This is a genomic window from Kribbella pratensis, assembly GCF_004366075.1.
In the GTDB taxonomy this organism is placed as follows: Bacteria; Actinomycetota; Actinomycetes; order Propionibacteriales; family Kribbellaceae; genus Kribbella; species Kribbella pratensis.
The window spans coordinates 425,882-450,979 of record NZ_SODU01000004.1 but is presented as its reverse complement, the minus strand read 5'-3'; the positions used below and the strand labels follow the sequence as shown (position 1 = coordinate 450,979).

At 69.8% G+C, this 25,098-nt stretch carries 19 protein-coding genes; 8 read left to right on the top strand and 11 right to left on the bottom strand.

Features of this window, described 5'->3' with window-relative positions; translation table 11 throughout:
- Positions 1-21: 21 nt before the first annotated feature.
- Genes eccCa through EV137_RS34525 form a run of 5 tightly spaced genes read left to right on the top strand, consistent with a single transcriptional unit; the run spans position 22 to position 7,516 of the window.
- Complete coding sequence (gene eccCa, locus EV137_RS34545; protein WP_134132290.1) at positions 22-4,026, top strand: type VII secretion protein EccCa; 4,005 nt, start codon at positions 22-24, stop codon at positions 4,024-4,026.
- Complete coding sequence (locus tag EV137_RS34540) at positions 4,023-4,409, top strand: hypothetical protein (RefSeq protein WP_134132288.1); 387 nt, start codon at positions 4,023-4,025, stop codon at positions 4,407-4,409. The genes eccCa and EV137_RS34540 overlap by 4 nt, the downstream gene beginning before the upstream one ends.
- Complete coding sequence (locus tag EV137_RS34535; RefSeq protein WP_134132287.1) at positions 4,402-5,445, top strand: DUF6177 family protein; 1,044 nt, start codon at positions 4,402-4,404, stop codon at positions 5,443-5,445. Before EV137_RS34540 ends, EV137_RS34535 begins: the two co-directional genes overlap by 8 nt.
- A gap of 4 nt (positions 5,446-5,449) precedes the next feature.
- Positions 5,450-6,775 carry a type VII secretion integral membrane protein EccD gene (gene eccD, locus EV137_RS34530; protein WP_134132286.1) on the top strand — a complete coding sequence of 442 codons (1,326 nt, stop codon included), beginning with the start codon at positions 5,450-5,452 and terminating at the stop codon, positions 6,773-6,775.
- Positions 6,776-6,790: 15 nt separating this feature from the next.
- Entirely contained in the window at positions 6,791-7,516 is a 726-nt protein-coding gene (locus EV137_RS34525; RefSeq protein ID WP_202871273.1) for a sulfite exporter TauE/SafE family protein, read from the top strand.
- Here the strand turns inward: EV137_RS34525 and EV137_RS34520 are convergent.
- The 3 genes from EV137_RS34520 to EV137_RS34510 all read right to left on the bottom strand — a co-directional run bounded on the left by EV137_RS34520 (position 7,513) and on the right by EV137_RS34510 (position 12,370).
- On the bottom strand, positions 7,513-9,267 hold the full coding sequence (locus EV137_RS34520; protein WP_134132284.1) for a glycoside hydrolase family 35 protein: 1,755 nt from the start codon (positions 9,265-9,267) through the stop codon (positions 7,513-7,515). The genes EV137_RS34525 and EV137_RS34520 overlap by 4 nt on opposite strands.
- A 70-nt stretch (positions 9,268-9,337) precedes the next feature.
- Complete coding sequence (locus tag EV137_RS34515) at positions 9,338-10,405, bottom strand: LacI family DNA-binding transcriptional regulator (protein ID WP_134005850.1); 1,068 nt, start codon at positions 10,403-10,405, stop codon at positions 9,338-9,340.
- Between the two features lie 21 nt (positions 10,406-10,426).
- Complete coding sequence (locus tag EV137_RS34510; protein WP_134132283.1) at positions 10,427-12,370, bottom strand: glycoside hydrolase family 43 protein; 1,944 nt, start codon at positions 12,368-12,370, stop codon at positions 10,427-10,429.
- Between the two features lie 106 nt (positions 12,371-12,476).
- Here EV137_RS34510 and EV137_RS34505 point away from each other — a divergent pair, with 106 nt between their 5' ends.
- Positions 12,477-12,836, top strand: coding sequence for a DUF4345 domain-containing protein (locus tag EV137_RS34505; RefSeq protein ID WP_134132282.1), 360 nt, complete (start codon positions 12,477-12,479; stop codon positions 12,834-12,836).
- Here the strand turns inward: EV137_RS34505 and EV137_RS34500 are convergent.
- The 3 genes from EV137_RS34500 to EV137_RS34490 are packed head-to-tail and all read right to left on the bottom strand — an operon-like array spanning position 12,782 to position 16,661.
- A complete protein-coding gene (locus EV137_RS34500; protein ID WP_202871272.1) occupies positions 12,782-14,194 on the bottom strand; it encodes a carboxyl transferase domain-containing protein in 1,413 nt (470 codons plus the stop codon). The genes EV137_RS34505 and EV137_RS34500 overlap by 55 nt on opposite strands.
- Positions 14,191-15,336, bottom strand: a complete 1,146-nt coding sequence (locus EV137_RS34495) for a CaiB/BaiF CoA transferase family protein (RefSeq protein ID WP_134132279.1) — start codon at positions 15,334-15,336, stop codon at positions 14,191-14,193. The genes EV137_RS34500 and EV137_RS34495 overlap by 4 nt, the downstream gene beginning before the upstream one ends.
- Before the next feature lie 5 nt (positions 15,337-15,341).
- Positions 15,342-16,661 carry an SLC13 family permease gene (locus EV137_RS34490; RefSeq protein WP_134132278.1) on the bottom strand — a complete coding sequence of 440 codons (1,320 nt, stop codon included), beginning with the start codon at positions 16,659-16,661 and terminating at the stop codon, positions 15,342-15,344.
- A 103-nt stretch (positions 16,662-16,764) separates the two neighbouring features.
- On the opposite strand from EV137_RS34490, the gene EV137_RS34485 reads away from it, so the two are divergent.
- Together EV137_RS34485 and EV137_RS34480 are read left to right on the top strand one after the other, a co-directional pair.
- Positions 16,765-17,478, top strand: a complete 714-nt coding sequence (locus EV137_RS34485; RefSeq protein ID WP_134132276.1) for a FadR/GntR family transcriptional regulator — start codon at positions 16,765-16,767, stop codon at positions 17,476-17,478.
- Complete coding sequence (locus EV137_RS34480) at positions 17,475-18,239, top strand: sulfite exporter TauE/SafE family protein (protein ID WP_134132274.1); 765 nt, start codon at positions 17,475-17,477, stop codon at positions 18,237-18,239. The genes EV137_RS34485 and EV137_RS34480 overlap by 4 nt, the downstream gene beginning before the upstream one ends.
- A 32-nt stretch (positions 18,240-18,271) precedes the next feature.
- On the opposite strand, the gene EV137_RS34475 is transcribed toward EV137_RS34480, so the two are convergent.
- The 5 genes from EV137_RS34475 to EV137_RS34455 all read right to left on the bottom strand — a co-directional run bounded on the left by EV137_RS34475 (position 18,272) and on the right by EV137_RS34455 (position 25,069).
- Positions 18,272-19,543, bottom strand: coding sequence for an ABC transporter ATP-binding protein (locus EV137_RS34475; protein WP_134132273.1), 1,272 nt, complete (start codon positions 19,541-19,543; stop codon positions 18,272-18,274).
- A gap of 82 nt (positions 19,544-19,625) precedes the next feature.
- Positions 19,626-20,804 (bottom strand): N-acetylglucosamine-6-phosphate deacetylase, encoded by a 1,179-nt coding sequence (locus tag EV137_RS34470; protein WP_134132271.1) that lies wholly within the window; start codon positions 20,802-20,804, stop codon positions 19,626-19,628.
- Positions 20,801-23,542 carry an ATP-binding protein gene (locus EV137_RS34465; RefSeq protein ID WP_238175758.1) on the bottom strand — a complete coding sequence of 914 codons (2,742 nt, stop codon included), beginning with the start codon at positions 23,540-23,542 and terminating at the stop codon, positions 20,801-20,803. Before EV137_RS34465 ends, EV137_RS34470 begins: the two co-directional genes overlap by 4 nt.
- 37 nt (positions 23,543-23,579) lie before the next feature.
- Positions 23,580-24,329 carry a universal stress protein gene (locus EV137_RS34460; protein ID WP_134132270.1) on the bottom strand — a complete coding sequence of 250 codons (750 nt, stop codon included), beginning with the start codon at positions 24,327-24,329 and terminating at the stop codon, positions 23,580-23,582.
- Positions 24,330-24,427: 98 nt separating this feature from the next.
- Positions 24,428-25,069 carry an HAD family hydrolase gene (locus EV137_RS34455; RefSeq protein WP_238175757.1) on the bottom strand — a complete coding sequence of 214 codons (642 nt, stop codon included), beginning with the start codon at positions 25,067-25,069 and terminating at the stop codon, positions 24,428-24,430.
- Between the last annotated feature and the right edge of the window lie 29 nt (positions 25,070-25,098).

Genomic DNA, 25,098 nt, shown 5'->3' with positions numbered 1-25,098 from the left:
ATCTCCCGGAAGGAGATCCCCGTGTCTACCCTCGTGCACCGCCCGGCGCGGAGCACCCGGCATCTCGGCGAGCAGCCGCCGAAGGTGATCGAGGCGCCGCCGACGCTCGGCCAGGCCGGCGGCGGTGGCGGGGCGATGCAGGCCCTGCTGCCGATCACCGGCGTACTCGGCTCGGTCGGCATGATGGCGGTCACGCGGAGCACCTTGTTCATGGTGGTGGGCGCGGCGATGCTCGTGGCCACGCTCGCGGGCGTACTCGGCTCGGCGATGTCACAGCGCGGTCGTGCCGGCCGGGACAGGCGTAAGCAGCGCGAGCGGTACCTCGACTACCTGGAGCGCCTGCGCGACGAGTTCGCCAAGACCGAGCGGACGGTACGTTCGGAAGCCGGCCTCCTGGACCCGCCGAGCGACGCCCTGGTCGACTGCGCGCGCGACCCGGCGCGGTTGTGGGAACGCCGCCGTACCGACTCGGATTTCCTCAAAGTCCGCTGCGGCACCGGCCGGATCCCGGTCGGCCCGGCCACCGTGACGCAGAACCCCGGTGCCACCATGGATCCGCCCGATCCGTTCATGATGGCGGAAGCGCAGGCCGTCGTACGCCGTTTTGCGCTGATGCCGGAGATGCCCCTCACCGTGCCGGTGGACCAGGTCGGCAACGTCAGCATCGTCGGCGATCGTGACGGCGTGGTGAACGTGGCCCGGTCGCTGTTGCTGCAGACCGCGGTGTTCCACGCGCCGGAGGACGTCGAACTGGCGGCGTGTTTCCCGCCCGCGGCGATGCAGGACTGGGAATGGCTGAGCTGGTTGCCGCACGTGCTGGATCCGGAACGCCAGGACGGCCCGCACCCGTTCCGCAGGATCGCGCCGTCACCGGTCGAGCTGGCCGGCCTGATCGCGAACGACCTGGCGGAGCGGACGAAATGGGCGAGTGAGGCCCGCCGCGGGTCGATGGGCCAGCTCGACAGCCGCCGGCTGACCCAGCGTCTCTTGGTGCTCCACGACACCTACGGGCAGGTCAGTGCCGAGGTCCGCGCACCGGGCGAGAGCCAGGACACGGCGGCACTCGGCCTGACTGTTCTGCATCTGGTCGCCGACCGGACCCAGGAACCCAGCAACGTCGCGGTCCGGATCTCGGTCCAAGGCGACGAGCTGGTCGTCGAGGATCTCCGGGGCGCTCAGCCACTGGTCGCCACCGGCCAGCCCGACCGCACTGCCGCTGCCGTCGCCGAGGGGATCGCGCGGAGGCTGGCGCCGCTGCGGCTGTCGAAGGAGTCGGCCGAGGAGGACGCGTACACGTCCGACATCGACGTCATGGGCATGCTCGGCATCGACGACCCGGGCCGGCCCGACCGGGCGAGGATGTGGTCCGCCCGGAGCGAGCGCAACTTCCTGCGGGTCCCGATCGGTCTCGACCAGGCCGGTGCCCCGGTGATGCTGGACCTGAAGGAGTCCGCCCAGCTCGGGATGGGCCCGCACGGTCTGTGCGTCGGCGCCACCGGATCGGGCAAGTCCGAGCTGCTGCGTACGTTGGTGCTCGGGCTGCTCGCGACGCACAGTCCGGAGGACCTGGCGATGGTCCTGATCGACTACAAGGGCGGCGCGACCTTCGCCCCGTTCGACGGCGTACCGCATGTCGCCGGCATCATCACCAACCTGGTCGACGACCCGACGATGACCGAACGGGCGTACGCGAGCCTGGCCGGTGAGGTCCAGCGCCGCCAGCGGGTACTGCGGGATGCCGGGAACATCGCGAACATCACCGATTACCGGCTGCTTCGGCAGCAGCGGCCTGAACTGGATCCGTTACCGCACCTGTTCGTGATCATCGACGAGTTCGGCGAACTGCTGACCGTACGGCCCGACTTCATCGACCTGTTCTTGTCGATCGGCCGGATCGGACGATCGATCGGCGTCCATCTGCTGCTGTCCAGCCAGCGGATCGAGAGCGGTCAGCTGCGCGGGCTGGAGACCTACCTGTCGTACCGATTGGGCTTGCGCACGTTCTCCGAGGACGAGAGCCGCTCGGTCCTGGACACCACCGACGCATTCCACCTGCCACCGCTGCCTGGGTTCGGCTATCTCAAGGTGGACGTCTCGGTGTACCAGCGCTTCAAGGCGGCGTACGTCTCCGGCCCGTACACCGGTCGGATCGACCACGAGCCGGAGAAACCAGGCCCAGTGGTCCGGCCGTACCTGCTCACGCCGTACCAGCAGGACCTCGCAGCACTTGCGCCGGCAGCCGACGACGATGACGGCGCCACCGAGCGCACAACCGGCCCGACCGTCCTGGACATGTTCGTCGGCCAGATCAAACCGGCGGCCAAGAAAGTCAGCCAGATCTGGCTGCCGCCGCTGCCGGTTGCCTGCACACTGGACCAGCTCGCGGGCGACCCGAGGCCAGGTCCGCGGGGACTGCAGTTCCCGGCCGGGTCGCCGCAGCTGGCGCCGCCGATCGGGGTGCTCGACGACCCACGCAGGCAACGGCAGGAAGTGCTGCGACTAGACCTGACTGCGGCCGGCGGGCACTGCGCGCTGATCGGCGGTCCGCAGTCCGGCAAGACCACCACGATCCGCACGATCGTGACCGCCCTCGCCCACAGCCACACCCCTGCAGAAGTGGCGATCTACGGCCTCGACCTGGCCGGCGGCGGGCTGCAGCCGCTGCGCGATCTGCCGCACGTCGGCGGGATCGCGATCCGCACCGACCGGAACCGGCTGCGCCGGACGCTGGAGGAGATCCGGGGCATGATCGACCACCGCGAACGCGTTTTCCGCGACCGCGGGATCGACACCATGGAGACCCTGCGCGAACTCCATGGGGCGGGCGAGGTCCCCGAGCTGCCCTGTGCGGACGTGGTGCTGCTGGTCGACAACTTCGGCGCGATCCGGACGCAGTTCGACGAGATCGACGAGCCGATCGCGGACATCCTCCAGCGTGGCAGCGGGTACGGCGTTCACGTGGTGGCGGCCATGCTGCGTTGGAACGACGTACGGATCCAGTTGCAGTCGCTGTTCGGCACGGTGCTCGAGCTAAGGTTGAACGATCCGTCCGACTCCATGATCGACACGCGCCTGCAGAAGACGATGCGCAGCGCCCCGCCCGGGCGGTTGCTCACGCCGCAAGGCAAGCTGTTCGCCCAGGTCGCGCTGCCACGCGTCGACGGCCACGTCGACGACGATCGCCTCAGCCAGGTCCTCGAGGCACAGTCGGTCGCGATCAGGTCCGCCTGGAGCGGAGCGCTCGCGCCGCAGGTCAGGGTGCTGCCGTTCCAGGTCGGACGTCGGGCGCTGCCGAGCTCGGTGACCGAGCCGGAGCGGGTGCCGATCGGGCTGGACGAGGCCGGGCTGGCGCCGGTGCTGCTCGACCTGTCCGGCGACGACGGCAATTTGGTTGCCTTCGGCGACAACGAGTGCGGCAGGACGAACCTGCTCCGGCTGGTGATGCAGCAGCTCGCCGACCGGTACGCCGCGTCCTCGGAGCTCGTGTTCGGGGTGATGGATCCCAGGCGCTCCCTGACCGACGTGGTGAAGTCGCTGCCCGAGGACTACATCGGCGGCCACGCCACCAACATCCGGCAAGCCGCCGGGCTGGCGAGCGCGATCGCCGAGGAGCTGGAGCGGCGGATGCCCCACGGCTCCGGTACGCCGGCCGGCACCGGACCGCGGATCGTTGTCGTGGTCGACGACTACGACCTGCTCACCACCGGCGGCCAGTCGCCGCTCGAACCGTTGCTGCCGTACGTCGCGTCCGGTCGCGATCTCAAACTGCATTTCGTCCTCGTACGACGTGCCTCGGGCGCGTCCCGCTCGATGTACGAACCGTTCCTGCAGGCCGTGCTCGAGTCCGGTTGCGCCGGCCTGGTGATGGCCGGCGACCGCGGCGAAGGCCAGATCTTCACCGGCGCCCGGCCGGACAGCTACCCGGCCGGACGGGGACTGTTCGTCCGGCGCGGGGACAGCCCGGTGCTGATCCAAACAGCGCTTGCCGACGGCAACGGTCCGCTGAGACATGGAGGTTCTTCGTGACGTACGACGTGGTGGCGCTGCTGGAGCGGATGCCGTCGGACGAGGACGTGCTCGCGTCGCTCGCGGCCAGCGGCACCGAGCATCGGGTCCGGGCGGTGTCGGGCGGCATGGTGATCCAGCTCTGCGACGAGAACGAGGTACCGCTGGTGTCGATCGACACCCCGATGTACATCCAGGTGCCGGGCGAGCCGATGCGGCAGTTCGGGGCCGCGTACGCCGACGTACCGACGCCGACCTGGTGGGTGGAGATCCGCGCCGCGACGCACGACGCCGGCTCGCGGCTGGCGTGGCGGTACGCCGAGCAGCTCGTCGAGCGCGCCGGCGGCCGGATCTGGGCACCGCCGCCCGCCGCCGCGACCCGGAATGGAGCCGAGCATGCCTAACGCACTGGACTACAGCCCCGGCCTGGACCTCATCACCGACGAAGTCGCCGTGATGATGCAGGACCGCCCGGTCGTCGGCCTCTCCGCCTGGTTGCTCGATGCGGTGGCGGCCGCCGAACGTGAGGGTCGCGGCGTCCAATTGGTGACCCCCGCCGGCGTCCGGCTCAGCTATCCGGCACGGACCCGCCTGTTCTCGGGACGGAACACCCGCTGGGTGGTGCAGGCCGCCGGCGGTGACGAGGCGTACGACGGGCTGACGGGTGTGAAACTGAGCTGGGACGGGAAGAAGTTCGCCCCGGTCGCAGGGACCGACGGCCGCGGGGAACTGGCCACTGCGTGGACGGCCGATCCTCAGCAGCTCGATGTCCGCGCGAACCTTCAGGTGCTCGCGCGCGTCCGCTACCCGGCATTGGACAGCACGATCGTTGGCCGGGCCACCGAGTTGCTGTTCACCGAGCTGACCGGCGCGCCGCCGATCGGCTGGGGTACCGAGGAGCCGGTGAACCGTCCGTGGAACACCGAGGCCAGTGCCTCGCTGACGGCGTACTGCCATCGCCGGTCTCCGAGACCTTCGCTCCTCACCGTGGTCGGCGCATCGACCGATGGAGTCCGGCCCGCGACCGGATCCGCCGTGATCAGCAGCCGGCCGGCCGGCATCGAGGAGACCGTGATGCTCGCGGTCGCACAGCCGGGACTCGAACCGCCCGACGCCGACACGGTCCGGGACGTGATCGGGCAGCTCGCCGAAGAGGTGGAGCTGGTGACAGTGCTGGTGAGCGCGGCGGGTGCGGCCGCCGACACCACGTCGTACCCGCACTTCACCGGATTTCCCGGGCCGATCGGTCTCGCGATCGGTCCGCAGGAGGCGCGGATCGGCGCGACAACCAAGCCCGTCCCGATCGGACCGGCCTCGCGTCCGGCGGCCTGGTACGGGCTCGGTGACGGCACGCGGCTGCCGGACTGGGAGCGACTCGGCGACCTGCTGCGCAGCGTCATCTCCGGAACAAGCAGGGCCGGTACTAGCAGAGAAGGATGAGTTGATGGGCGCGACGTACAGCAGAGTGACAGTGGTCGGTCGGCGGCGGCGGATGGACGCCGTACTGCCGGTCGACGAGCCACTCGGCAAGCTGTTGCCGGACCTGATGCAGATGCTGGACGAGCCGGTGGAGCGGTGGCCGCGGCGCAGGTTCCTGACCACCGTCACCGGGGAGCAGGTGGCGCCGGAGTACAGCCTGGCCAGCGCCCAGCTCGGCGACGGCGCGGTGCTGCGGCTGATGGCCGAGGGCGAGCTGCCTCCGCCTCCGACGGTGTACGACATCACCGAGGAGACGGTCGACGACCTGGATCGGCGAGCGACCGCGTTCCAGCCGAGGCACCGCCGGGCGCTGGCCGGTGCCGCCTTGGTGGTCAGCGTGCTGGCCGGCGTGATCGCGCTGGTCACCCAGACGGACTCGGACCTGGCGTTGTTCCTGCTGCTGGTGCTCACCACGCTGACAGGCTTCGTCGGCGTTGTGCTCGGCCGCTATCAGCGACCGGTGGTCGGCATCCCGTTGCTGTCGATTGCCACCGGATGCCTCTCGATCGGGCTCGTGGTCTGGGCAGTCGCCGGCGGCTGGTCGGTGCCGATGGCGTTCGCGGCCGGTGCGGCCGGGGTCGGAATTGGCGCCGTACTGTTCGCCGGAGCCGGACTGGCCCGCGGCGGGGTGCTCGGCGGCACCGTCACCGTGGCGTTCGCGGTCTGCTGGATCGGTGGTGTGCGGCTCGGCATCGACGCGGATCGGGTCGGCGTGGTGGCCGGCGCGTTGTCCGTGCTGGTGCTCGGGTTGCTGCCGAGGCTGGGGCTGGCGATGTCGGGCCTGACCGCGCTCGACGACCGGCGGGCTCAGGGCGTCGAGGTCCAGCGCACCGACGTACATTCGGCGATCAACGCGGCGCACCTCGGGATCGCGCTGGCCACGGTTCCGGTTGCGGTGTCGTCGGTGGCGTCGGCCGTCGTGATGCTGCGGGCCTGGAACGGCTGGTCGATCAGCGTCGCGGTGCTGCTGGCGTTCCTGCTCGCGTCCCGAGCGCGGCTGTACCCGCTCCTGACCGAGGTCGCGGTCCTGTGCGCGGCGGCGCTGAGCATCATGCTGGTGCTCACGTTCGTCCTGTCCACGAAGGAAGCCGGAGGCGCGCTGATCGCCGTCGGCCTCCTGGTCGTGGTCGGTATGGTCGCCGCCTTCGGCATGCGCCCGGAGTCACCCCAACACCTCCAGGCCCGCGCCGCACAGATCCTCGACGCGATCGAGGTCGCCGCGATGATCGCCTTCGTGCCACTCGCGTTCGGAGTCTTCGACCTGTATGCGAAACTTTTGAACGTCGCCTAACAGGAGGTTCCCGCAGTGAGTGGTACTGCGGGATTGCTCCTCGGCGGGGTTGTCCTGCTCGGGGCCTTCGTTCAGTGGCTGACGGGCATGGGCTTCGCGCTGGTCGCGGTGCCCGCGCTCGTGATGGTGCTCGGACCGGTGGACGGCGTCTCGTTCTCGAACTGTGCGGCCGGAGTCGTATGCCTCCTGGGCCTGTCCCGCGGCTGGCGCCAGGTGCGCTTGCAGGCGATGGTCCCGCTGGTGATCGCGGCCGCGTGTACGGCGCCGCTCGGCGCCTGGTTCTCCCGAGTCCTGCCCGAGCCGGTGCTCCTCGTGGTGATGGGCGGCCTGGTGACAGTGACCGCGGCGCTGCTGATGAGCGGTCTGCGGGTGCCGGCGCTGAAAGGACTCGCCGGCGCGCTGACCGCAGGTGCGGCCGGCGGTTTCATGAACACAGCCGCCGGCCTGGGCGGACCTCCGGTGTCGCTGTACGCCGTCAACGCGAACTGGACGATCCGCGAATTCGTGCCGAACGCCCTCTTCTACGGCACGATCGTCAACGTCTTCTCACTCGTCACCCGCGGCGTGCCTCCACTCGCGGGCGACGAATGGCTCGTGGCGGCTGCCGGACTGATCCTCGGCGCGGGCCTGGGGGCACTGCTGGCCGGCCGGATCCCGGACCCGGTCGCCCGCGTGCTGGTGCTGTCCCTGGCCGTTGCCGGCGGCATCATGACGGCGATCAAGGGACTGTTGGCGATCTAAAGGTCGGTGAAGCCCAGCCGCAGCGACCCGGTGAAGGTTGCTGTCGGGGTTTCGAGGACCTCGAGCTCGAGTACGACGAGGTTGTTGGTGCCCTGCTCCAGGAGCGGCGCCGGGACGTAGAGGGTTTCCTGGGGGCCGCGGCGCCAGTAGCGGCCGAGACAGAAGCCGTTGATCCAGGCGAAACCCTTGCCCCAGGCATCGGTTCGCAGGAACAGGTCGGACTCGCCGTCGGTCTCGAACGTCGCGCGCCACGCGGTCGGCCCGATACCGAGCACGGACGGGGTCGGGCCGGCGGATTGCCACAGCTGCGGAACCCTGTCGAGGTCGATCCCGCAGGCGGTCCACCCGGTGAGTTCCTCGGCGCCGACGCGGACCGGCCCGATGAGGCCCTTGGGCTCACCGATGCGCGGGCCGTAGTTGACCCGGCCCTGGTCCTCGACGACGAGCTCGAGCCGTCCGCGGGTGTGGGGGAGCATGATCGCGCGATCGTGCCGTTCGCGTTCCAGGATGCCGACCGGTGCACCGTCCAGGAACACCTGCACGCGGTCGCGGACCTCGCCGAACGTCAGCAGCGCCGGCCCACCCTGACGCAGTTCGGTCCGGAAGATCGCAAGCCGCGCGTCCAGATCGTCGAGCGTCGGCAGTTCCTGGTGGTCCGACCATGTTCCACAGAAGCCCGGGAGGAGCCCGACCGGATCGGACAGGGCGACGGTGAACTCCGGCGCAGCCGGCTTCGGGGCCGGCACAGTGTCCGGCACCGGCGCGTATCGCGAGATCACCTCACGGAACGCGTGGAACTTCTCCGTCGGATTCCCGGCCTCGTCGAGCGGTGCGTCGTAGTCGTACGACGTCACGGTCGGCCGGTACACGCCCTTGTCGTTGGCCCCGCTGGACAGTCCGAAGTTCGTACCGCCGTGGAACATGTAGATGTTGACCGACGCCCCGGCCGCGAGCAGCGTGTCGAGCTCCGCAGCGGCATCGGCCGCGCTCGTCGTGTGGTGGCGTCCGCCCCAGTAGTCGAACCACCCGTCCCAGAACTCCATGCACATCAAGGGTCCGGTCGGCTGGTGCTTGCGCAGCGTCTCGAGCCGCGCCGTGACACGGGATCCGAACGAACCGGTCCGCAGTACGCCGTCCAGTCCGCCGGCGGCCAGCATCGAGTCCGTCGGCTGATCCACCGTGACGAGCGGAACGGTGACACCGGCGTTCCGGATCACGTCGGCCAGCGCCTTCAAGTAGGTCTGGTCGTCCCCGAATGCGCCGTACTCGTTCTCGACCTGAACGAGCAGCACCGGTCCGTCCTGGTCGATCTGCAGCGGCCGGACGATCTCCAGCACATCCTGCAGGTACTGCGTGACCGCGGACATGAACCTCGGCTCGTAGCGGCGTACGCCGACCCTGTCATCGGTATTGTCGTCGCGGAAGAGCCACGCCGGGAGCCCGCCGTTGTCCAGCTCCGCACAGATGTAGGGCCCGGGCCGCACGATCGCGTACATCCCGGCGGCCGCGACCTCGCGGAGGAACCGCCCGAGGTCGAGCATCCCGGAGGTGTCGAAGACGCCGGGGCGCGGGCTGTGCGCGTTCCACGGGACGTAGGTCTCGATGGTGTTGAGCCCCATCAGCCGCGCCTTCTCGATCCGGTCCGCCCAGCAGTCCGGGTGCATCCGGAAGTAGTGCAGCGCACCGGAGATGATCTGCAACGGACGGCCGTCCAGGACGAAGTCGGACTCACCGATGGCGAAGCCGGGCATGGGCTCTCCTTCTTGTTTACGTAAACATCTCTGACGGTAACCGGACCGGCCGGCGACTGTCCACCCGGGATCAGCGGCGGGTACGTCGACGCTTGCGAGGTGCTGCCGTGCTCTGCCGAACGATGAGCGGCGCGGGCACCGTGCCGTGGTATCCGGTCAGCTGCTCCCGCCCGCCGAGTTGCCGCATGATGACCTCGACGAGGTCGTGACCGATCTGGTGGAACTCCTGCCGGACGGTCGTCAGCGGCGGCCAGAGATGGGCGGCGAGGTCGATGTCGTCGAACCCGACGACGCTGACGTCGTCCGGCACCCGGCGGCCGGCTTCGTGCAGTGCGTGCATCAGGCCGGCTGCCATCTCGTCGTTCGCCGCGAAGACCGCCGTCACGTCGTCGCGCTGCGCGATCTCGTTCCCGATCTTGTAGCCGGTCTCCGCGGACCAGTCACCGCCGAACGGTTCCGGGACCTCCCGTCCGGCGTCGACCAGCGTCTGCTTCCAGGCGGTCGCCCGCAGGTCCGCGGGACCGGAATCGCTCGGCCCGGCGATGTGGTGGACCACTCCATGCCCGAGATCGAGCAGGTGCTGGACCGCGGCGCGACTGCCACCGACCTGGTCGGCGCCGACCGCCGGATGGTGCCCGATGAACCGTGAGTCGGACACCGCGACCGGCATGGTCGGCGGCAGCGCCAGAGCCGCCGGGGTCGCGGTTTCGGCCCGGATGATGATCAAGCCGTCGATCGCCTGGTGGCTGAGGTGCTGCACCGCCTCGCTGACGTCGCTCGACGAAGGACTCTCGACGTCGACGAGGCTCACCGAGTACCCCTCCCGCCGGGCGGCCTCGATCACCGCCTCGATGGTCTTCGACTCACCGGTCCGGATGACCTGGTGTGCGATCAGACCGATCGACCGGAAGTTGCCTCGGCGTAGCGCCCGGGCGGCGAGGTTCGGTGCGTATCCCAGCTGCCGCATCGCGTCGAGCACCCGTTCCCGGGTCTCGGCCTTGACCGGCTCCGAGCCCGTGGACACGCGGGACACGGTCTGCGACGACACACCGGCCAACCGTGCGACGTCGCCGATGGACGGTCCCGACTTCGGGTGTCCCTTGACCCCGCGGCGTTCGCCCCTGACCTCGCTCGACATGGCATCAGCATAGGTGGGGCGCTAGTTGTCACGGGCGACCATCAGCCAGCTGACCTGGATGTCGGGGGACCGGGTGGGCGCGATCGACATCGTGATCTTGCCGTCGGCCCCGACCGAGATTCCGCCGTACGACGCCGCGACGCCGGTCGCGGTGAACAGGCGCTGCTGGTCGACGACAGCTCCGTTGACGGTCACCTCGGCCGCGCGGTTGGCCCACGGCCACGGGTCGTAGTAGCCCGCGTGGACCGTGTACGTGCCCGGCTCGAGGCCTTCGAACGTGTAGACCAGCGGCTCGTGGTTCTTGGCGTACCGCAGGGTCGTATAGAGGTCACCAGTCCCGGCCGGTGCGCTGGACCCGGTGAAGCCCCACGTCGTCCCGGTGGCCGGGTCGGTGCCGAGCGGCTGTTCGGGTGCCGAGTTGAGCAATGGCTGTTCGGTCGACGCGACCTGGGTCAGGCGGGTCCAGTCGGGCGTGGCGGTCCCGCCGGCATTCACGGCGTACCGCAGACCGTGTGGCACGACGACGATCGAGCGGCTGAACGTCCTGCCGTCCGCCAACGTGCCACGCAGCGTCGCGGGTCCCGGCTGCGCGATGCTCGACGGGTCCCAGGTGACAGCGACCTGCTGCGACCCGCTCGCGGTCGTCACGGTGACGGTGGTGGGCAGTGTGCTGGTGTCGTTCAGCCAGACGTTGTCGGGGATCGTGCTCGTGACGGTCCAGCGGGTGTACGGCGTCAGGTCGCCCAACGTCCACTCGGTGTCCGGGCCGATCGTGAGTGCGCCGCCTTCGCCGAAGCTCATCGGCATCCAGACGTACGGCGCGTTCGCGAGGTCGCTCGGGGTCCACCGGTCACCCATGAAGACGAACTTGTTCTGCTTCGGGTCGACCGGGATCACGTTGGTGCTCTGCGACCGGTACGTGGTCGCCGCGCCGTCGCCGGTGATCGGGACCCCGCGGTCGGTGAACTGACCCAGGACGTTCTGCGAGGTCGCGTAGTGCGCCGGGTTCGGGTCCCAGCCGGTGGCACCCGACGTCACCAGGTAGTAGGTGCCCTCCGACTTGAACATCGCCGGCGCCTCACGCTGGTTGCACGCGAGCGTCCGCACGAAGTCCTTGCCCTGTACGGCGTTCTCCGGCGCCGCGGACAGGTACGTGTAGGACCGGTTCAGCTTGGAGATGTACATCGTCCGGTTCTCCTCGGAGGAGTAGATGATGTACGCCGTACCGTCGTCGTCCACGAACAGGTTCATGTCGCGCGCCATCCCGCCGGCCGGGTCGAACGCGGACGACGTACCGCACCACGGCACGGAGTCGCTCGGCACCCGGTTCAGGCGGTACGAGTCGATCCAGCGGAACGGGCCCTTCGGTGAGTCGGCGATCGCCACGCCGGCCTCGGCGCGGGCGTACGTCGACGTACTGGTCGGCGACGACGGGCCGTCGGAGTGCACCCACATCACCCACTTGCCGGTGCTCTTGTTGTAGATCACCTTGGGGCGTTCGAGGATCGACGGGCGGGCCCAGCCGTCGGTGCGGACGCTGTTGGTCGACAGGTCGCGCCAGACGACGTCCTTCTGCGCGGGCGTGTACTTCTTGTAGAGCTTCGCGAAGTACGGGTCGTTCTCGAACTGATCGGGGGAGTTCATCGCGCGGAGCGCGAGTCCCTGGTCCTTCCAGTTGTAGAGGTCGTACGACGAGTACAGGTGCACACCCGGGCTGTCGTAGTAGCCGTTGCTGCGATCCTCGCCGTACCAGTAGTAGATGCGCCGGCCGTCGTCGTCCTTCGACGGCACGACCTGCCCGCCGTGGGCCTGAACGACCTTGCCGCTGGTGTCCAGCCAGGGCTCACCCGGCCGGAAGGAGGTGTACGCCGATGGCTCGGCGGAGTTGGCCGGCGCCGCCGGCACGCTGACCCCGACTGCGGCGAGCACCACGCTCACCACGGCCCCAATCACTCTTCGCTTCACAGGCTGACCTCCGGGCGGGGAGAATGTTTACGTAAACAGAATGCCTCTGATTACAACGCCCGGCTCCTCCAGCGTCAAGAGCCCACCTGCCCCCTAGTCTGTTGCAATGATTGCAATAGTCGTCGCGGCGGTGTTCTTCGCGGGTATGGGGATCTACGGGCTCGTCATGCCCGCGACGCTGGTGCGGCCCTTCGGGATCGTGGCGGCGGGGCCGGACGCGCGTAACGAGGTGCGCGCCGTGTACGGCGGGTTCGGGCTTGCGGTTGCGGGGCTGCTGGTCGCCGCGGCGCTCGACGAAGGGATCCGGCGCGGGGCAGTGATCGCGGTTGCGGTCGCGCTGGGCGGAATGGCCGCAGGGCGATTGATCGGTGCGTTGCGGGACCGCCCGCGAGCCTTCTATCCGTCGTGGTTCTACTTCTGCGTCGAGGTTGTCCTCGGCGGAGTGTTGTGGATCGCAGTGAGTTGAGCCGCGCATTCGGCGGCTACTGCGATCGCGAGGGTCTCCGCGGTGTCGGTGTCGTGTTCGGGGACCAGGTGGTGGATGGTGCCGGCGGCGTGCAGGTCGGGCGCGGTGATGTGCTGGGCGGCGGCGAGCTCCGGAGCATGAGCGGTGTCGCGGTACACGATCGCGCTGGCTCCCTCCGGCGGAAGTGGCGCGAGCCACGCGTGCTCCGCCGCGATGACGGTGGTTGCCGGGAGCAACGCCAGCGCGCCGCCACCGGTGCCTTGACCCAGAAGGACCGACAAGGTCGGCACGGTCAGCGTCGTCATCGTCGAGATGCACAGCGCGATCTCGCCGGCCAGGCCGCCTTCTTCCGCGGCGCGGGAGAGTTCGGCGCCGGCGGTGTCGATGACCGTGACGAGTGGGAGGCCGACGGTTTGAGCGAGGTTCATGCCGCGGCGGGCCTGGCGTAAGGCCGCCGGTCCCATCGGCTTGCTCTGCGAACGGTCTTGTCCGACCAGTACGCATGGTCGACCGTCGAGCCGGGTCAGCGCGACGAGGACGGCCGCGTCCGGTTCGGTCAGCCGGAGTGTTCCGGTCGCTCCGTAGCGGAGCAGTTCGCGGACCCCGGCGCGGTCGGGCTGACGAGTACGCAGGACGGAGGTCCAGGCGTCAACCGGTCCGGCGGCTCCGGTACGGCGGGGGAGCGTCGGAGCGACCGGGGGATCGACGAGGACTCCAAGCGCCCGGTCGAGCAGGAACGGGAGATCGCTCGTCTCGACGACGCCGTCGATCACCCCGTGCGCGGCGAGGTTCTCGGCCGTCTGTACGTCGGACGGGAACGGTTCGCCGTGGAGTGCTTCGTAGACCTTGGGGCCGAGGAAGCCGATCAACGCTCCGGGCTCCGCGACGGTGACGTGACCGAGGGACCCCCACGAGGCGAACACGCCGCCGGTCGTCGGATGCCGGAGATGGACGAGATAGGGGAGGCCAGCCGCGCGGTGATCCATCAGCGCCTTGGAGATCGTGATCATCTCGACGAAGGCGGCCGCTCCTTCCTGCATGCGGGTCCCGCCGGACGCGGTCGACGCCACGATCGGCAGCCGTTCGGCCGTCGCACGCCGTACCGCCGCGGTGATCCGCTCCGCGGCAACCCGGCCGATCGACCCGGCCAGGAACGCGAACTCGCTGACCAGTACGGCGACCTGTCGCCCACGGACCGAACCCCGGCCGGTGACCACCGACTCGTCCGTCCCCGCCCGCTCGGCGGCCCGCCGCAACTGCTGCTGATAGGTGTCGTCGGCCGACTGCGTGCCTGGCCGATCCCACGACTGGAACGATCCTGGGTCGAGGACGGCGTCGATCAAGTCGCGGGCGCTCATTCGTCCAGCCAGGCACGGATCGAGGCGCCGTGCTCGTCGAGTGTCGGCGGCGGCCGGTGGTCACCTCGGGTGGTCTCCTGCGATCCGTCGAAGAACCGCAGCGGCGGACCGGGCAATCGCAGCGGCCCGAGCGTCGAGTGCTCGACGTCGATCAACAGCCCCTGGCTCGCGGTCTGGTCCCAGGTGTACACCTCGTCCATACTCCGGACCCGCCCGGCGGGAATGCCGGCGTCAGCGAGTTTCGCGAGCAACTCGGCACTGGTCAGACCACTGAATGCCGCCTCGATCACCGCGATCAACCGGTCCCGGTGCGCAACCCGGTCCGCATTGGTCGTCAGGCCGTCCGTGGCGAGTTCGAAGGCGGCGCTGAACCGTTCCCACAGTCCCTCGCTGCCCACCGCGATCTGCACCGCACCGTCCGCGCAACGGAACAGTCCGTACGGCGCGATCGACGGATGATGGTTGCCCTGGGCCACGCCGACCTCGTCGGCCACTGTGTACCGCGTGCCCTGAAACGCGTGTACGCCGACGATTGCCGCGAGCAGCGACGTACGGACAATGCAGCCGACACCGGTGGCCGACCGTTCATGGAGCGCCGCGACGACGCCGTACGCGCCGTACATCCCGGCCAGTAGGTCGCCGATCGGTACGCCGACCCGTTGCGGATCCTCCGGCCCGGACCCGGTCAGCGACATCAGTCCTGCCTCACCTTGAGCGATCTGGTCGTAGCCGGCTCGTCCTCCTTCCGGTCCGTCGTGGCCGAATCCGGTGATCGACAGGACGACGAGGCGTGGATTGCGTTCGCGCAACAGGTCGAGGCCGAGTCCCAGCCGGTCGAGTACGCCGGTCCGGAAGTTCTCCACGAGTACGTCGGCGCGCTCGATCAACCGGAGTACGACGTCGCGATCGGCGTCGTCCTTGAGGTCCAGCGTGATGGATTCCTTGTTGCGGTTGGCGGACAGGAAGTATGTCGACTCGTCGCCGGCGAACGGCGGCCCCCAGCCGCGCGTGTCGTCGCCGCGGCCCGGTGCCTCCACCTTGATCACGCGCGCGCCGAGGTCACCCAGCATCATCGTGGCGTGCGGCCCGGCCAGTGCCCGGGACAGATCCACGACCAGTACGCCGTTCAACGGCCCGTGCATCCGCATCACCAGCCCGGGAGTACTAGCGCGGCCCAGACGAGCAACGGGCCGGCTACGACCACGATCACGCTGTAGGTGAGAATCTGCTTGTAATACACGGGTTCTGCGATCGTGTCCGGCCGGTTCGCGAGCATCAGCGCACCATTGGTGGAGAACGGACTGACATCGACGATCGTCGACGCGATGGCCAGGGCCGCGACGAAGAGACCGGCGCTGATCCCACCGTGACCGATCAGCGGTACGGCGATCGGAATGATGACCGGCAGCAGTGCGGTCGACGAGGCGAACGCCGACACGACACCGCCGACGTAGCACAGGACGAGCGCGCCGATCACGGCCGCTCCGAGTCCGGCGGCCCACTTGCCGACGAACTGCGGCGCGCCGGATTCGGTGAGGATCGCGGCGTACGTGCTGACACCCGCGACCAGCAGGACCGTCGGCCACGCGACCTGCTTGACGGCATCCTTGTGCTCGGTCGGCGACAGGATCGCGAGCAGTACGGCGGCGGTGATCGCGACGAACCCGATGTTCCTGTCGAACGCGAGTGCGACCACGGCCACGCCGACGAAGGCGATCAGCGTCAGCACCTGGTCCCGGCGTACGCCGCGCGCGAGCGTGCCGGTCGGCGCCGAGGCGCCGGTCCCGCGGGCGGTGACTGTCGCGCCGCCGTGGTGCAGATCTTCGGTGAGATGGTCCGGACTGTTCGGGTCGACGCGCTGGTCCATCAGCTTCCGGCCGCCGAACAGGATGAACAGGATCGTCGCCATCACCAGGTTGACGACGAGGCTGGCCAGGAAGACGGTCAGCTCACTGGACGGCAGCTTGGCGTCCTCCATCACCGAGTTGGTGATCGTGCCGTAGATGCTGATCGGCGAGAACCCACCGCCCTGGGCGCCGTGCACGACGAACATGCCCATCATCAGCGGATTGATCTTGTACCGCGCGGCGAAGCCGAGCGCGATCGGCCCGATGATCGCGCACGCGGCCGGGCTGGCGGCGCCGATCGCGGTCAGTACGGCGGTGACCGCGAACATCACCCACGGGATCAGCGCGACCCGGCCGCCGACGGCGCGGACGGCGCTGGCGACTATCAGGTCGACGGTGCCGTTGTTCTTGGCTATCGCGAACAGATAGGTGACGCCGATCAGCGTGAGGATCAGGTCGCCACTGACGCCGGCCAGGATCTCCTTCTCACTCAGGTGCAACGAGTACATGCCGACCAGCCACGCCGCGACGTACGCGAGCGCGCCCATGTTGATCGGCAGGACCGTTCCGATGACGAACAGCGCGACGAGCGCCAGGATCGCAACCCACTCTGGTCCCATGACGGAATCCTCTTCCGGGCGGTTGACGGGGACATACCAGTTAGTAGCTGGCTCAGTGGCCTAGCCAATAGCCCAATGGGCCACTTGTCAATAAGCTGTGGGTATGGAGTCGCCGCCAGCTCGTCCCGCACCGCCTCGACCGGTCCCGCGATCGCGCCTGTACGAACAGGTCGCGGACCAGATCAGCACCTGGATCATCGAGAACGGTCTGGTGCCCGGCGATCGGCTGCCGCCGGAGCGGGAGCTTGCCCAGCGACTCGGCGTGAGCCGGGCGACGCTGAGCCAGGCGTTGGTGGCGCTCGAGGTCATCGGTGCGGTGGTGGTTCGGCACGGCGACGGCACGGTGCTGACCGAGCGCGCCCGGACCGCGCCGGTGATCGAGGCGATCCGCGCGCACGCCGACCGGCTGCCCGAGATCATCGAGGCCCGTGACGCGCTCGAATCGAAGCTGGCCGCGCTGGCGGCATCCCGTCGTACCGATGCCGACCTGACGGCGATCCGGGCCGCGCTGGACACGATGGAGCGCGACATCGAGGCCGGGGGCCGGGGCGTCGAGGGCGACGAGGCGTTCCACGGCGCGGTGACCGCGGCGGCGCGATCGGAGTTGCTGGCGCAGATGATGACCGCCATCCACGACCTGATCCGGGAGACCAGGCTGGAGTCGCTGTCCCAGCCGGGCCGGCCGCGTGAGTCGCTCGCCGGGCATCGGAAGGTCGCGGATGCGATTGCCGCCGGTGATCCGGTCGCCGCTACGCAGGCCATGCACGAGCACGTCATGCTGGTGTCCGACGTCGCGTTGCTGCGAGACAGGCCGTGACCGGTGTCGAGCATCTGGCGATCGTCGCGGCAGGTCTCGGAGCCGGCGTGCTCACGTCGACCGTCGGAGTCGCGTCGCTGATCAGCTTCCCGGCCCTGATCGCGCTGGGGATTCCGCCGGTCGTGGCGAACGCCTCGAACACGATCGGCCTCCTTCCCGGCGCGCTCAGCGGCTCGTTCGGCTACCGCCGTGAGCTCCGCGAGGTCTCCCGTCCCACGACGATCGCGGTCGTGCTGACGTGTGCGATCGGCGCGATCGGTGGCGCCGTACTGCTGCTTGCGCTGCCGCCAGGCGTGTTCGCGGCGGCGGCTCCGTGGCTGATCCTGTTCACCTGCCTGATCGTCGGCGTGCAGCCGTGGATCTCTCGCTGGCTGCGGTCTCGGCACGAGGAACCGCAGGAGACGCGGACGACGATGACACCGGCGACGACGTTCTTCGCCGCTCTGACCGGCGTGTACGGCGGGTACTTCGGCGCCGGTGCCGGCGTGATGATGATGGCGGTGCTCGGCCTCGGCCTGGACCTCGAATTGCGCGTCGTGAATGCCCTCAAAACCCTGTCCCTGCTGGCCGCGAACCTCGTCGCCAGCGTCATCTTCGTCTTCATCGCCGATCTGAACCCGACCGCGATCGTGCTCCTCGCGATCGGCTCCGTGGCCGGCGGGTACGTCGGCTCACACATCGGCCGACGGCTCCCGAGCGGCCTGCTCCGCATCCTGATCGTCCTGGCCGGCATCACCACTGCCGTCCTGATGCTGACGTAACCAACGATCTCTGGCCGATGGTTGCCCCAGAGTCAGCGGGTGACGCGGTCTACTCGGTGGCCGGTGCGGTCGAAGAGGTGGATCCGGGAGGTGTCGAGGGCGAGGTGGACGCGGGTTCCGCGGGCCAGTTCGGTATCGACCGGGAGCTCGACGACGAGATCGGCGCGGCGGTGGGTGGCGCCGTGGGTCTCAGGCGGGGGAGCGGGCGGCGTGGCCAGCCCGAGCCGGGAGCGGATCCTGGTCAGGAACGACGGTGCATGCTCGGCCGCGGGGGACGCGTGCGCCGGTGCGACGCGGCCGATCTTGTCCGGGTCGACGACCTCGATGCCGCACTGGACGAACGCGATCGACTGCTGGCCGTGGAACTCGAAGGCGCGGATCGTGCCGGTCAGCTGGTTCGGCGCGTCCTCGGTCGTGATCAGGCTGAACGCGCTCGAGCGGGCGCCGACGATCACCTCGGCGCCGTCGTGGTGCCGCAGGATCAGCGAACGGCGATCGGTGGGGTCCAGAGAGATCGACTGGCTGCCGAGGTCGAGGGCGACCCGGTGGTGGGCGGTGACGCGTACGGTCGCGGCCATCAGATTGATCCGCGGCGTCCCCAGGAAGCCGGCCACGAACGCGGTAGCGGGGTCGTTGTAGACCTGCGTCGGCGTACCGACGTCCTCGATCCGGCCGTCCCTCATCACCGCGATCCGGTCGGCCAGCGTCAGCGCCTCGACCTGGTCGTGCGTCACGTAGAGCGTGGTCACGTTGAGGTCCCTGGTCATCGCACCGATCTCCTGACGGAGCTCGGTGCGCATCGTGGCGTCGAGGTTCGACAGCGGTTCGTCGAGCAGGAACACCTGTGGCCGCCGTACCAGCGCCCGCCCGATCGCGACCCGCTGCCGTTGACCGCCCGACAACGTCCGCGGCATCCGGTCGAGCACCGACTCGATGCTGAGGATCTGCGCGAGCCCGGCCGCGGTGGACCCGGCCTGTACGTCGTCCTGCCCGGCGATCTGCAGCGGGAACATGATGTTCTCCTGCACCGTCCGGTTCGGGTACAGGGCGCCGGTCTGGAAGACCATCGCCACACCGCGCTCGCGCGGCGCGAGCCGGGTGCCGAGGGTCCGCCCGAACCAGATCTCGCCGGCGGTCACGCGTTCGAGGCCCGCGATCATCCGCAGCAGCGTCGTCTTCCCGCACCCGGACGGCCCGAGCAGCACCATGAACTCGCCGTCGTCGATCTGCAGCGACAACTCGTCCACGGCCAGGTGTTCACCCTCGAACACCTTGGACACCGCATCGAGCCGGATCGCCGTCATGTGAGCCTTATACGGGAAGTTCCGGTTCACCGGCAAGCGCTGAGCGCCTGGCGAACTGGTTGCGGCCGGCACGATCCAGAACTCAACTGTTGCCGGGGGCAATCAATCTGCCGTTGACAACGACGGTGACGAGGTCGCCGACGGCGCGGTCCGGGGTGCTGGTCAACTGGACCAGGTCGGCGCGGGCGCCGACGTCCAGGCGACCACGGTCGTGCAGACCAAGGAGGTCGGCGGGGGTCGTGGTGGCCATCGTGACAGCGGTTTCCAGGGGCAGTCCGCCGGGGCCGGTGGCCCAGCGGAGGCAGTCGAGGAGGGAGGCGCCGCTACCGGCCAGGTACGGCGTACCTTGCAGGCGGAGGCTCCCGTCGGAGCCGACGGTGACTGCGCCGCCGACCGCGGTTCGGTAGTCACCGGGGGCGCACCCGGCCAAGGCGGCGGCGTCGCTGGTGAGGACGCAGCGCGTCGCGCCCTTGGCGCGGACGAGAGCGGCGAACGTGTCGGCGGGGAGATGATGGCCGTCGGCAATCAGCCCCGCGGTGAGCGCATCCTCCGTCAGCTGGGGCCAGATCGGGTTCTCGTGACGGTCGATCTGAGCGGGCAGTCCATTACCGAGGTGGGTCGAGAGCCGTCCGCCGGCGGCGGCGAACGCGTGGACGTCGGCGGCGGTCGCCAGCGAATGCCCGACCGAGGGAACCACCCCGCGCGCCGCGGCCGGCCCTGACGACGGTTGTACGAGGTGGCGGGTGAACTCGATGGCGCCCTGGCGTTCGGGGGCGAGAGTCATGATCGCGATCGCGCCGCCGGCCGCGGCCTGCCAGCGGTCGAACTCGTCGGCATCCGGGTCGCGGATGATGGCCGGGTCGTGCGCACCACGGGCGCCCTCCGCGGACGAGATGTACGGACCCTCCAGGTGCAGGCCTGGTACGCCGTACGCCACGTCGGAGTCGGTTGCGCGCGCGGTGGCGGCTCGCCTGACGAGCGTGGTCGTGGTCGCGTCGTCGGCGGAGATGATCGTCGGGTAGACCGTGGTCACCCCCTGTCCCCACAGTGCGCGGACGAGGTCAGCTAGTTCACTCGCCGGGCGGGACGGGTCGTTGACGTCCAGTCCGCCGTACCCGTTGAGCTGGATGTCGACGAGACCGGGAATCAGGAGCAGGTCCGGTGCCGACGGATGGTCGGTGATCTCCTCGATGCCGTCGGCCGAGAACCGCACCCGCACACCGCGCCCACCGGCCGTGCGACCTTCCAACACCTCGCTCATGACACTTGGCCTCCTAGGGCTTTCAAGGTTCGGAGCTGGCGGCGGGAGGTGATGCCGAGTTTGGCGAAGGTTTTGCGGAGGTGCCACTCGACGGTTCGGGGGCTGATGAACAGTTGCGCGGCGATCTCCGGGTTGGTCAGGCCGTCGCGGGCCAGGCCGGCGATCTGGGACTCCTGCGCGGTCAGGTCGTTGGTGGTCTCGGGCGTGCGTTTCCGGACGGTCTCACCGGTGGCGAGCAACTCGTGGCGGGCGCGTTCGGCGAAGGCATCGGCACCCATCGCGGCCAGCTGTTCGTGGGCGGTGCGGAGGTGCGCGCGAGCATCCTGGCGGCGGCCTTCGCGGCGCAGCCATTCGCCGTACAGCAGTTCGGCGCGGGCCGACTCGATGCGGAGACCGGTCCGGCTCAGGTGGTCGATCGACGCGCGGTACGCGTCCTCGTCGTTGCTGAGCAGCGCTCGCGTACGGGCCTCCATCCCGCGACCCCAGTCCGACGGCGTGGCGGCGACTCGCTCGTTCAGCCAGGCCAGTGCCGTCTCGACCAGCTTGGTGTCGCCGGTCCGCGAGGCCGCCTCGACCAGTTCGCCGATCACGAGTGCGCCGTACGCGACGACGTCTTGTTCGAACACCTGCAGCGCCGCGTCCCGGGCCGCGTCGTACCGGCCGAGGCCGTTGTTCAGCAGTGAGCTCGTGTACGTCGCGATCGCGGTCATCCGGCCCTGGTCCTGAGCGCGTGCCTCGCGGATCATCGCGTCGATCAGCGGTGCCGCCTCGGCCTCGTTCCCGCGCAGCGCGGCCAACTGCATGCTGCCGATCCCGAGCACGCGGTTCCCTGTCGCGGCCGCGATCTGCCGCTCTTCCTCGACGTACGCCGTGGCGGCTGCGAGGTCGCCGGTCATCGACACCACGTTGGCGCGGAAGTTCAGCGCCCACTGGAGCTGGACGAGCGCACCGCTGTCGCGGGCGATCCGTTCGTGCCGTGCGGCCAGTTCGAGCGCGGCGTCGAGGTCCCAGACGTCGATCGCGACGATGCCGCTGGCTCGGTTGCCGGCCAGCCACAACCAGCCGCGGACGTCCTCGGCGTCGCTCTCGCTCTGCCGCGCCTGGTCGACAGCTTTGACGAGTTGCGTTGCGGCAGCGGCGTACCCGCGGGTGAAGCGGAGCGCGAGCGCCTGGAGGAGGAGGTCGCCCGGCGGGTCCGACGGTGCCGGTGCGGGTGCGGTGGATGCGGCCTCGCCGAGGATCCCGGGTGTCTCCGGGCCGCTCGCCCAGATCGCGGCCGACATCGCCTCCAGGTACGCGACGCGCGCCTGCTCGTGGTCGAGCGGGTCCAGCTGCTTGGCGGCGACGACGAGCGTTCGGGCCGCCTCGGTCGCGTGTCCGCGGTCGAAGGCGATCTCGCCGCGCAGGCGCATGACTTCTGCCTCCCGTACGGCGTCCGCGGGGCCGGCGGACGCGGCGCCGAGCAGGTCCAGTGCTGCGTCGAGTGCACCGGCGCTGCGTTTCGCGGTGGCGGCGGCGAGCAGGCGGTCGGCTCGGAGACCGGGGTCGATGGTCAGCGCGGCCGAGCGTTCGAGGAACGTGGCGGCCGCGAAGAACCCGCCTCGTGCTCGCGCGCGCTGCGCGGACCGTTCGAGTTCGGCGGCGACGCCCTCGTCGGGGGCCATGGTCGCCTGCGCGCGATGCCAGGCCCGGCGGTCTGGGTCGGTCTCGGGATCCGTGACGTCGGCGAGTGCCCTGTGCACGGCCAGCCGTTGCTGCGGCGTGGCCGTCCGGTAGGCCGCCGAGCGCACCAGCGGGTGCCGGAACCGGATGTGCTGGTCAAAGGTGATCAGCCCGGATTCGACCGCATCCACCGCAGCTTCAGCGCCGAGCCCGAGTTGCTCAGCCGCTCGCCACAACAGCGTCGGGTCGCCGAGCGGCTCGGCGGCCGCGGTCAGCAGGAGCAGCCGGGTATCGGGCTGCAGCGCTTCGATGCGCCGTACGAAACCGTCTTCGAGCCTGCTCGTCAGGGTGCCTGCGGTGAGGCCGTCGGCCAGCTCCGCCGCGGTCCAGGCGCGGGGGAGCTCGAGCAGGGCGAGCGGGTTGCCGCGGGTCTCGGCCACGATCCGGTCGCGGACCCGCGGGTCGATCGGTCCGGGGAGTACGGAGTCCAGGAGATCGCGGGCGTCGGCGTCGTCGAGGCCGCGGATCTCGAGTTCGGTGAGCCCGCTGAAGGCGTGCTCGATGCCGTCGCGGACCGCGAAGACCATCAGCACCGACTCGGCCGCGAGCCTGCGAGTGACGAACGCGAGGATCCGGGCAGACATCAGGTCCAGCCATTGCGCATCGTCGACCACGCACAGCACGGGCTGCTCCGCGGCCGCGTCGGCGAGCAGGTTGAGTACGGCGAGACCGATCAGGAACTTGTCCGGGGCGGGGCCGCTCACCAGGCCGAACGCCGTACCGAGCGCTTCCCGCTGCGGTGCGGGCAGCCGGTCGAGGTGATCCAGGAACGGCTGGCACAACTGGTGCAGACCGGCGTACGCGAGCTCCATCTCGGACTCGATCCCCGCGGTCCGGGTGACCCGGCAACCGTCCGCCCCGGCGACCAGTGCGTCCAGCAGAGCCGACTTGCCGACCCCGGCCTCTCCGGTGAGCAACAGCACCTGGCTACGCCCGGCCTTTGCCTCGCGAACCAACCCGTCCAGTACGCCGGTCTCCCGCCGCCGGCCCCGAAGCCCTCGATCCGCGATCCCCACAGCGGGCAGCCTATCCGGGCCGCCCGGCGTGCACTGGTCAGACCAGTACTACCGGACCTCCGGCGAGTCGGGCGACTGTCGCGCTGCCGGTCTGTTGGAGCCAGGTGCGGTCGGCCGTCAGGACGGTGAGGGCTGCGGCGGTGGACTCGGCCAGGACGGCGCTTTCGACCGTTCCGGTCACCGGGCTTCGGCGTACGTCGACCTCTGGGTACGCCGTTTGCCACGCGGTCACGTCGGCGGGAGTGGTTTGCAGGATGGTCAGGCCAGTGCCCCGGCGGCGTGCCGCACCGAACGCGAAGCCCAGGGCGTCGGGGCGGTCGTGGCCGCCGACAGCTACGACGACCCGGCCCGTGGACGGCCCAACCGTGTGGTCCGACGTCAGCCCGACAACTGCCAGCGAGGCCGTCGTACGGCGGGCCAGGCGGCGGGACAGCGCCCGCTCGAACCGCCGGCCGCGGCTGATCACCACAAGCGCCCCGGTGCTCTCCCGGGCCTCGTTCAGCAGGGCGGTCAGCGGGCGGCCGGGGAAGACCGTCGACGAGATGCGCAGGCTCGGAAAGATCGTCTGCACGTGCTCGATCGCCTCGTCCACGACTGCGTCTGCCGCTTCGAGGTCCCGCTCTTCGACGGTCAGCTCGCCGAGCGGGTCGAGCAGATGCGGCCACCGGAACGCGTACACGATGCGCAGTTCGGCGCCACGGGCCGCAGCCTCGGCCGCCGCCCACTCCAAGGTGTCCTGGCCGTCGTTCTCGAGTAGGACCACCACTGGGCCGTAGTACTGCTTCATCGGACTGCCTCCCTGGACGTTCTTCGGTGTGACACCACCGTCTCGTCGCAGGCAGGTGCATCACACCAGGGAGAACCACGGGTCGTTACCCCAGGGACTCACGTGTCCAGCAGCCGCAGCGCCTCCGTGATCGAGGCGGTGACCGGTGCACCTGTGGCCTGCAGGGCCTCCAGGGTCATCGCGCCGGTCGTGACGAGGACGCAGCGGGCGCCGGCTGCCTGGGCGGCGTTGGCGTCGTCGACGACGTCACCGATCAGCACTACATCGGACGGGTCGAGCTGCTGTGCCTCCAGGTGGCGGATCAGGCAGTCAGCCTTCGAGCCGCCACCTATCTCTCCCGGCAGACCGTCGACCCGGGTGAAGTACTGCGTGAGGCCGTAGTGCTCGACCGTCGGTGTGAGGCGCGAGTGGAACCACATGGACAGCAACGACTGAGTCCGCCCGCCGGCGGTCCAGGCTCGCAGTACGTCGTGGGCGCCCGCGGCGAGCTCACAGGTGTGCAGGAGAGCGTCGTACCGGTCGTGGTAGAGCTTGTCGACCTGCGCCCACTCCTCCTCGTCGAGCGCGCGCTGCAGGATCTGCTCGTACGAGAGCCGCATCGGCCGCGCGTACGCCGCCTGCCACTCGCCCCAGCTCAGCTCCGCGCGCCCGAACCCCGCACAAACCTCGTTGACGGCAGCCAGTACGGCGTGATTGTCATTGAGCAGCGTCCCGTTCCAGTCCCACACCACATGTTTCACCGGGCAACTGTAGACGGGCACACCGAGGC

Bases quoted from the DNA above. Each gene is read 5' to 3' on its own strand.
- EV137_RS34515 (WP_134005850.1), bottom strand. From the start codon at position 10,405: ATGTCGAGCGAGGTCAGGGGCGAACGCCGCGGGGTCAAGGGACACCCG.
- eccD (WP_134132286.1), top strand. From the start codon at position 5,450: ATGGGCGCGACGTACAGCAGAGTGACAGTGGTCGGTCGGCGGCGGCGG.
- EV137_RS34500 (WP_202871272.1), bottom strand. From the start codon at position 14,194: ATGAGCGCCCGCGACTTGATCGACGCCGTCCTCGACCCAGGATCGTTC.
- EV137_RS34485 (WP_134132276.1), top strand. From the start codon at position 16,765: ATGGAGTCGCCGCCAGCTCGTCCCGCACCGCCTCGACCGGTCCCGCGA.
- EV137_RS34490 (WP_134132278.1), bottom strand. From the start codon at position 16,661: ATGGGACCAGAGTGGGTTGCGATCCTGGCGCTCGTCGCGCTGTTCGTC.
- EV137_RS34520 (WP_134132284.1), bottom strand. From the start codon at position 9,267: ATGCCCGGCTTCGCCATCGGTGAGTCCGACTTCGTCCTGGACGGCCGT.
- EV137_RS34475 (WP_134132273.1), bottom strand. From the start codon at position 19,543: ATGACGGCGATCCGGCTCGATGCGGTGTCCAAGGTGTTCGAGGGTGAA.
- EV137_RS34460 (WP_134132270.1), bottom strand. From the start codon at position 24,329: ATGAAGCAGTACTACGGCCCAGTGGTGGTCCTACTCGAGAACGACGGC.
- EV137_RS34495 (WP_134132279.1), bottom strand. From the start codon at position 15,336: ATGCACGGGCCGTTGAACGGCGTACTGGTCGTGGATCTGTCCCGGGCA.
- EV137_RS34505 (WP_134132282.1), top strand. From the start codon at position 12,477: ATGATTGCAATAGTCGTCGCGGCGGTGTTCTTCGCGGGTATGGGGATC.
- EV137_RS34535 (WP_134132287.1), top strand. From the start codon at position 4,402: ATGCCTAACGCACTGGACTACAGCCCCGGCCTGGACCTCATCACCGAC.
- EV137_RS34470 (WP_134132271.1), bottom strand. From the start codon at position 20,804: ATGAGCGAGGTGTTGGAAGGTCGCACGGCCGGTGGGCGCGGTGTGCGG.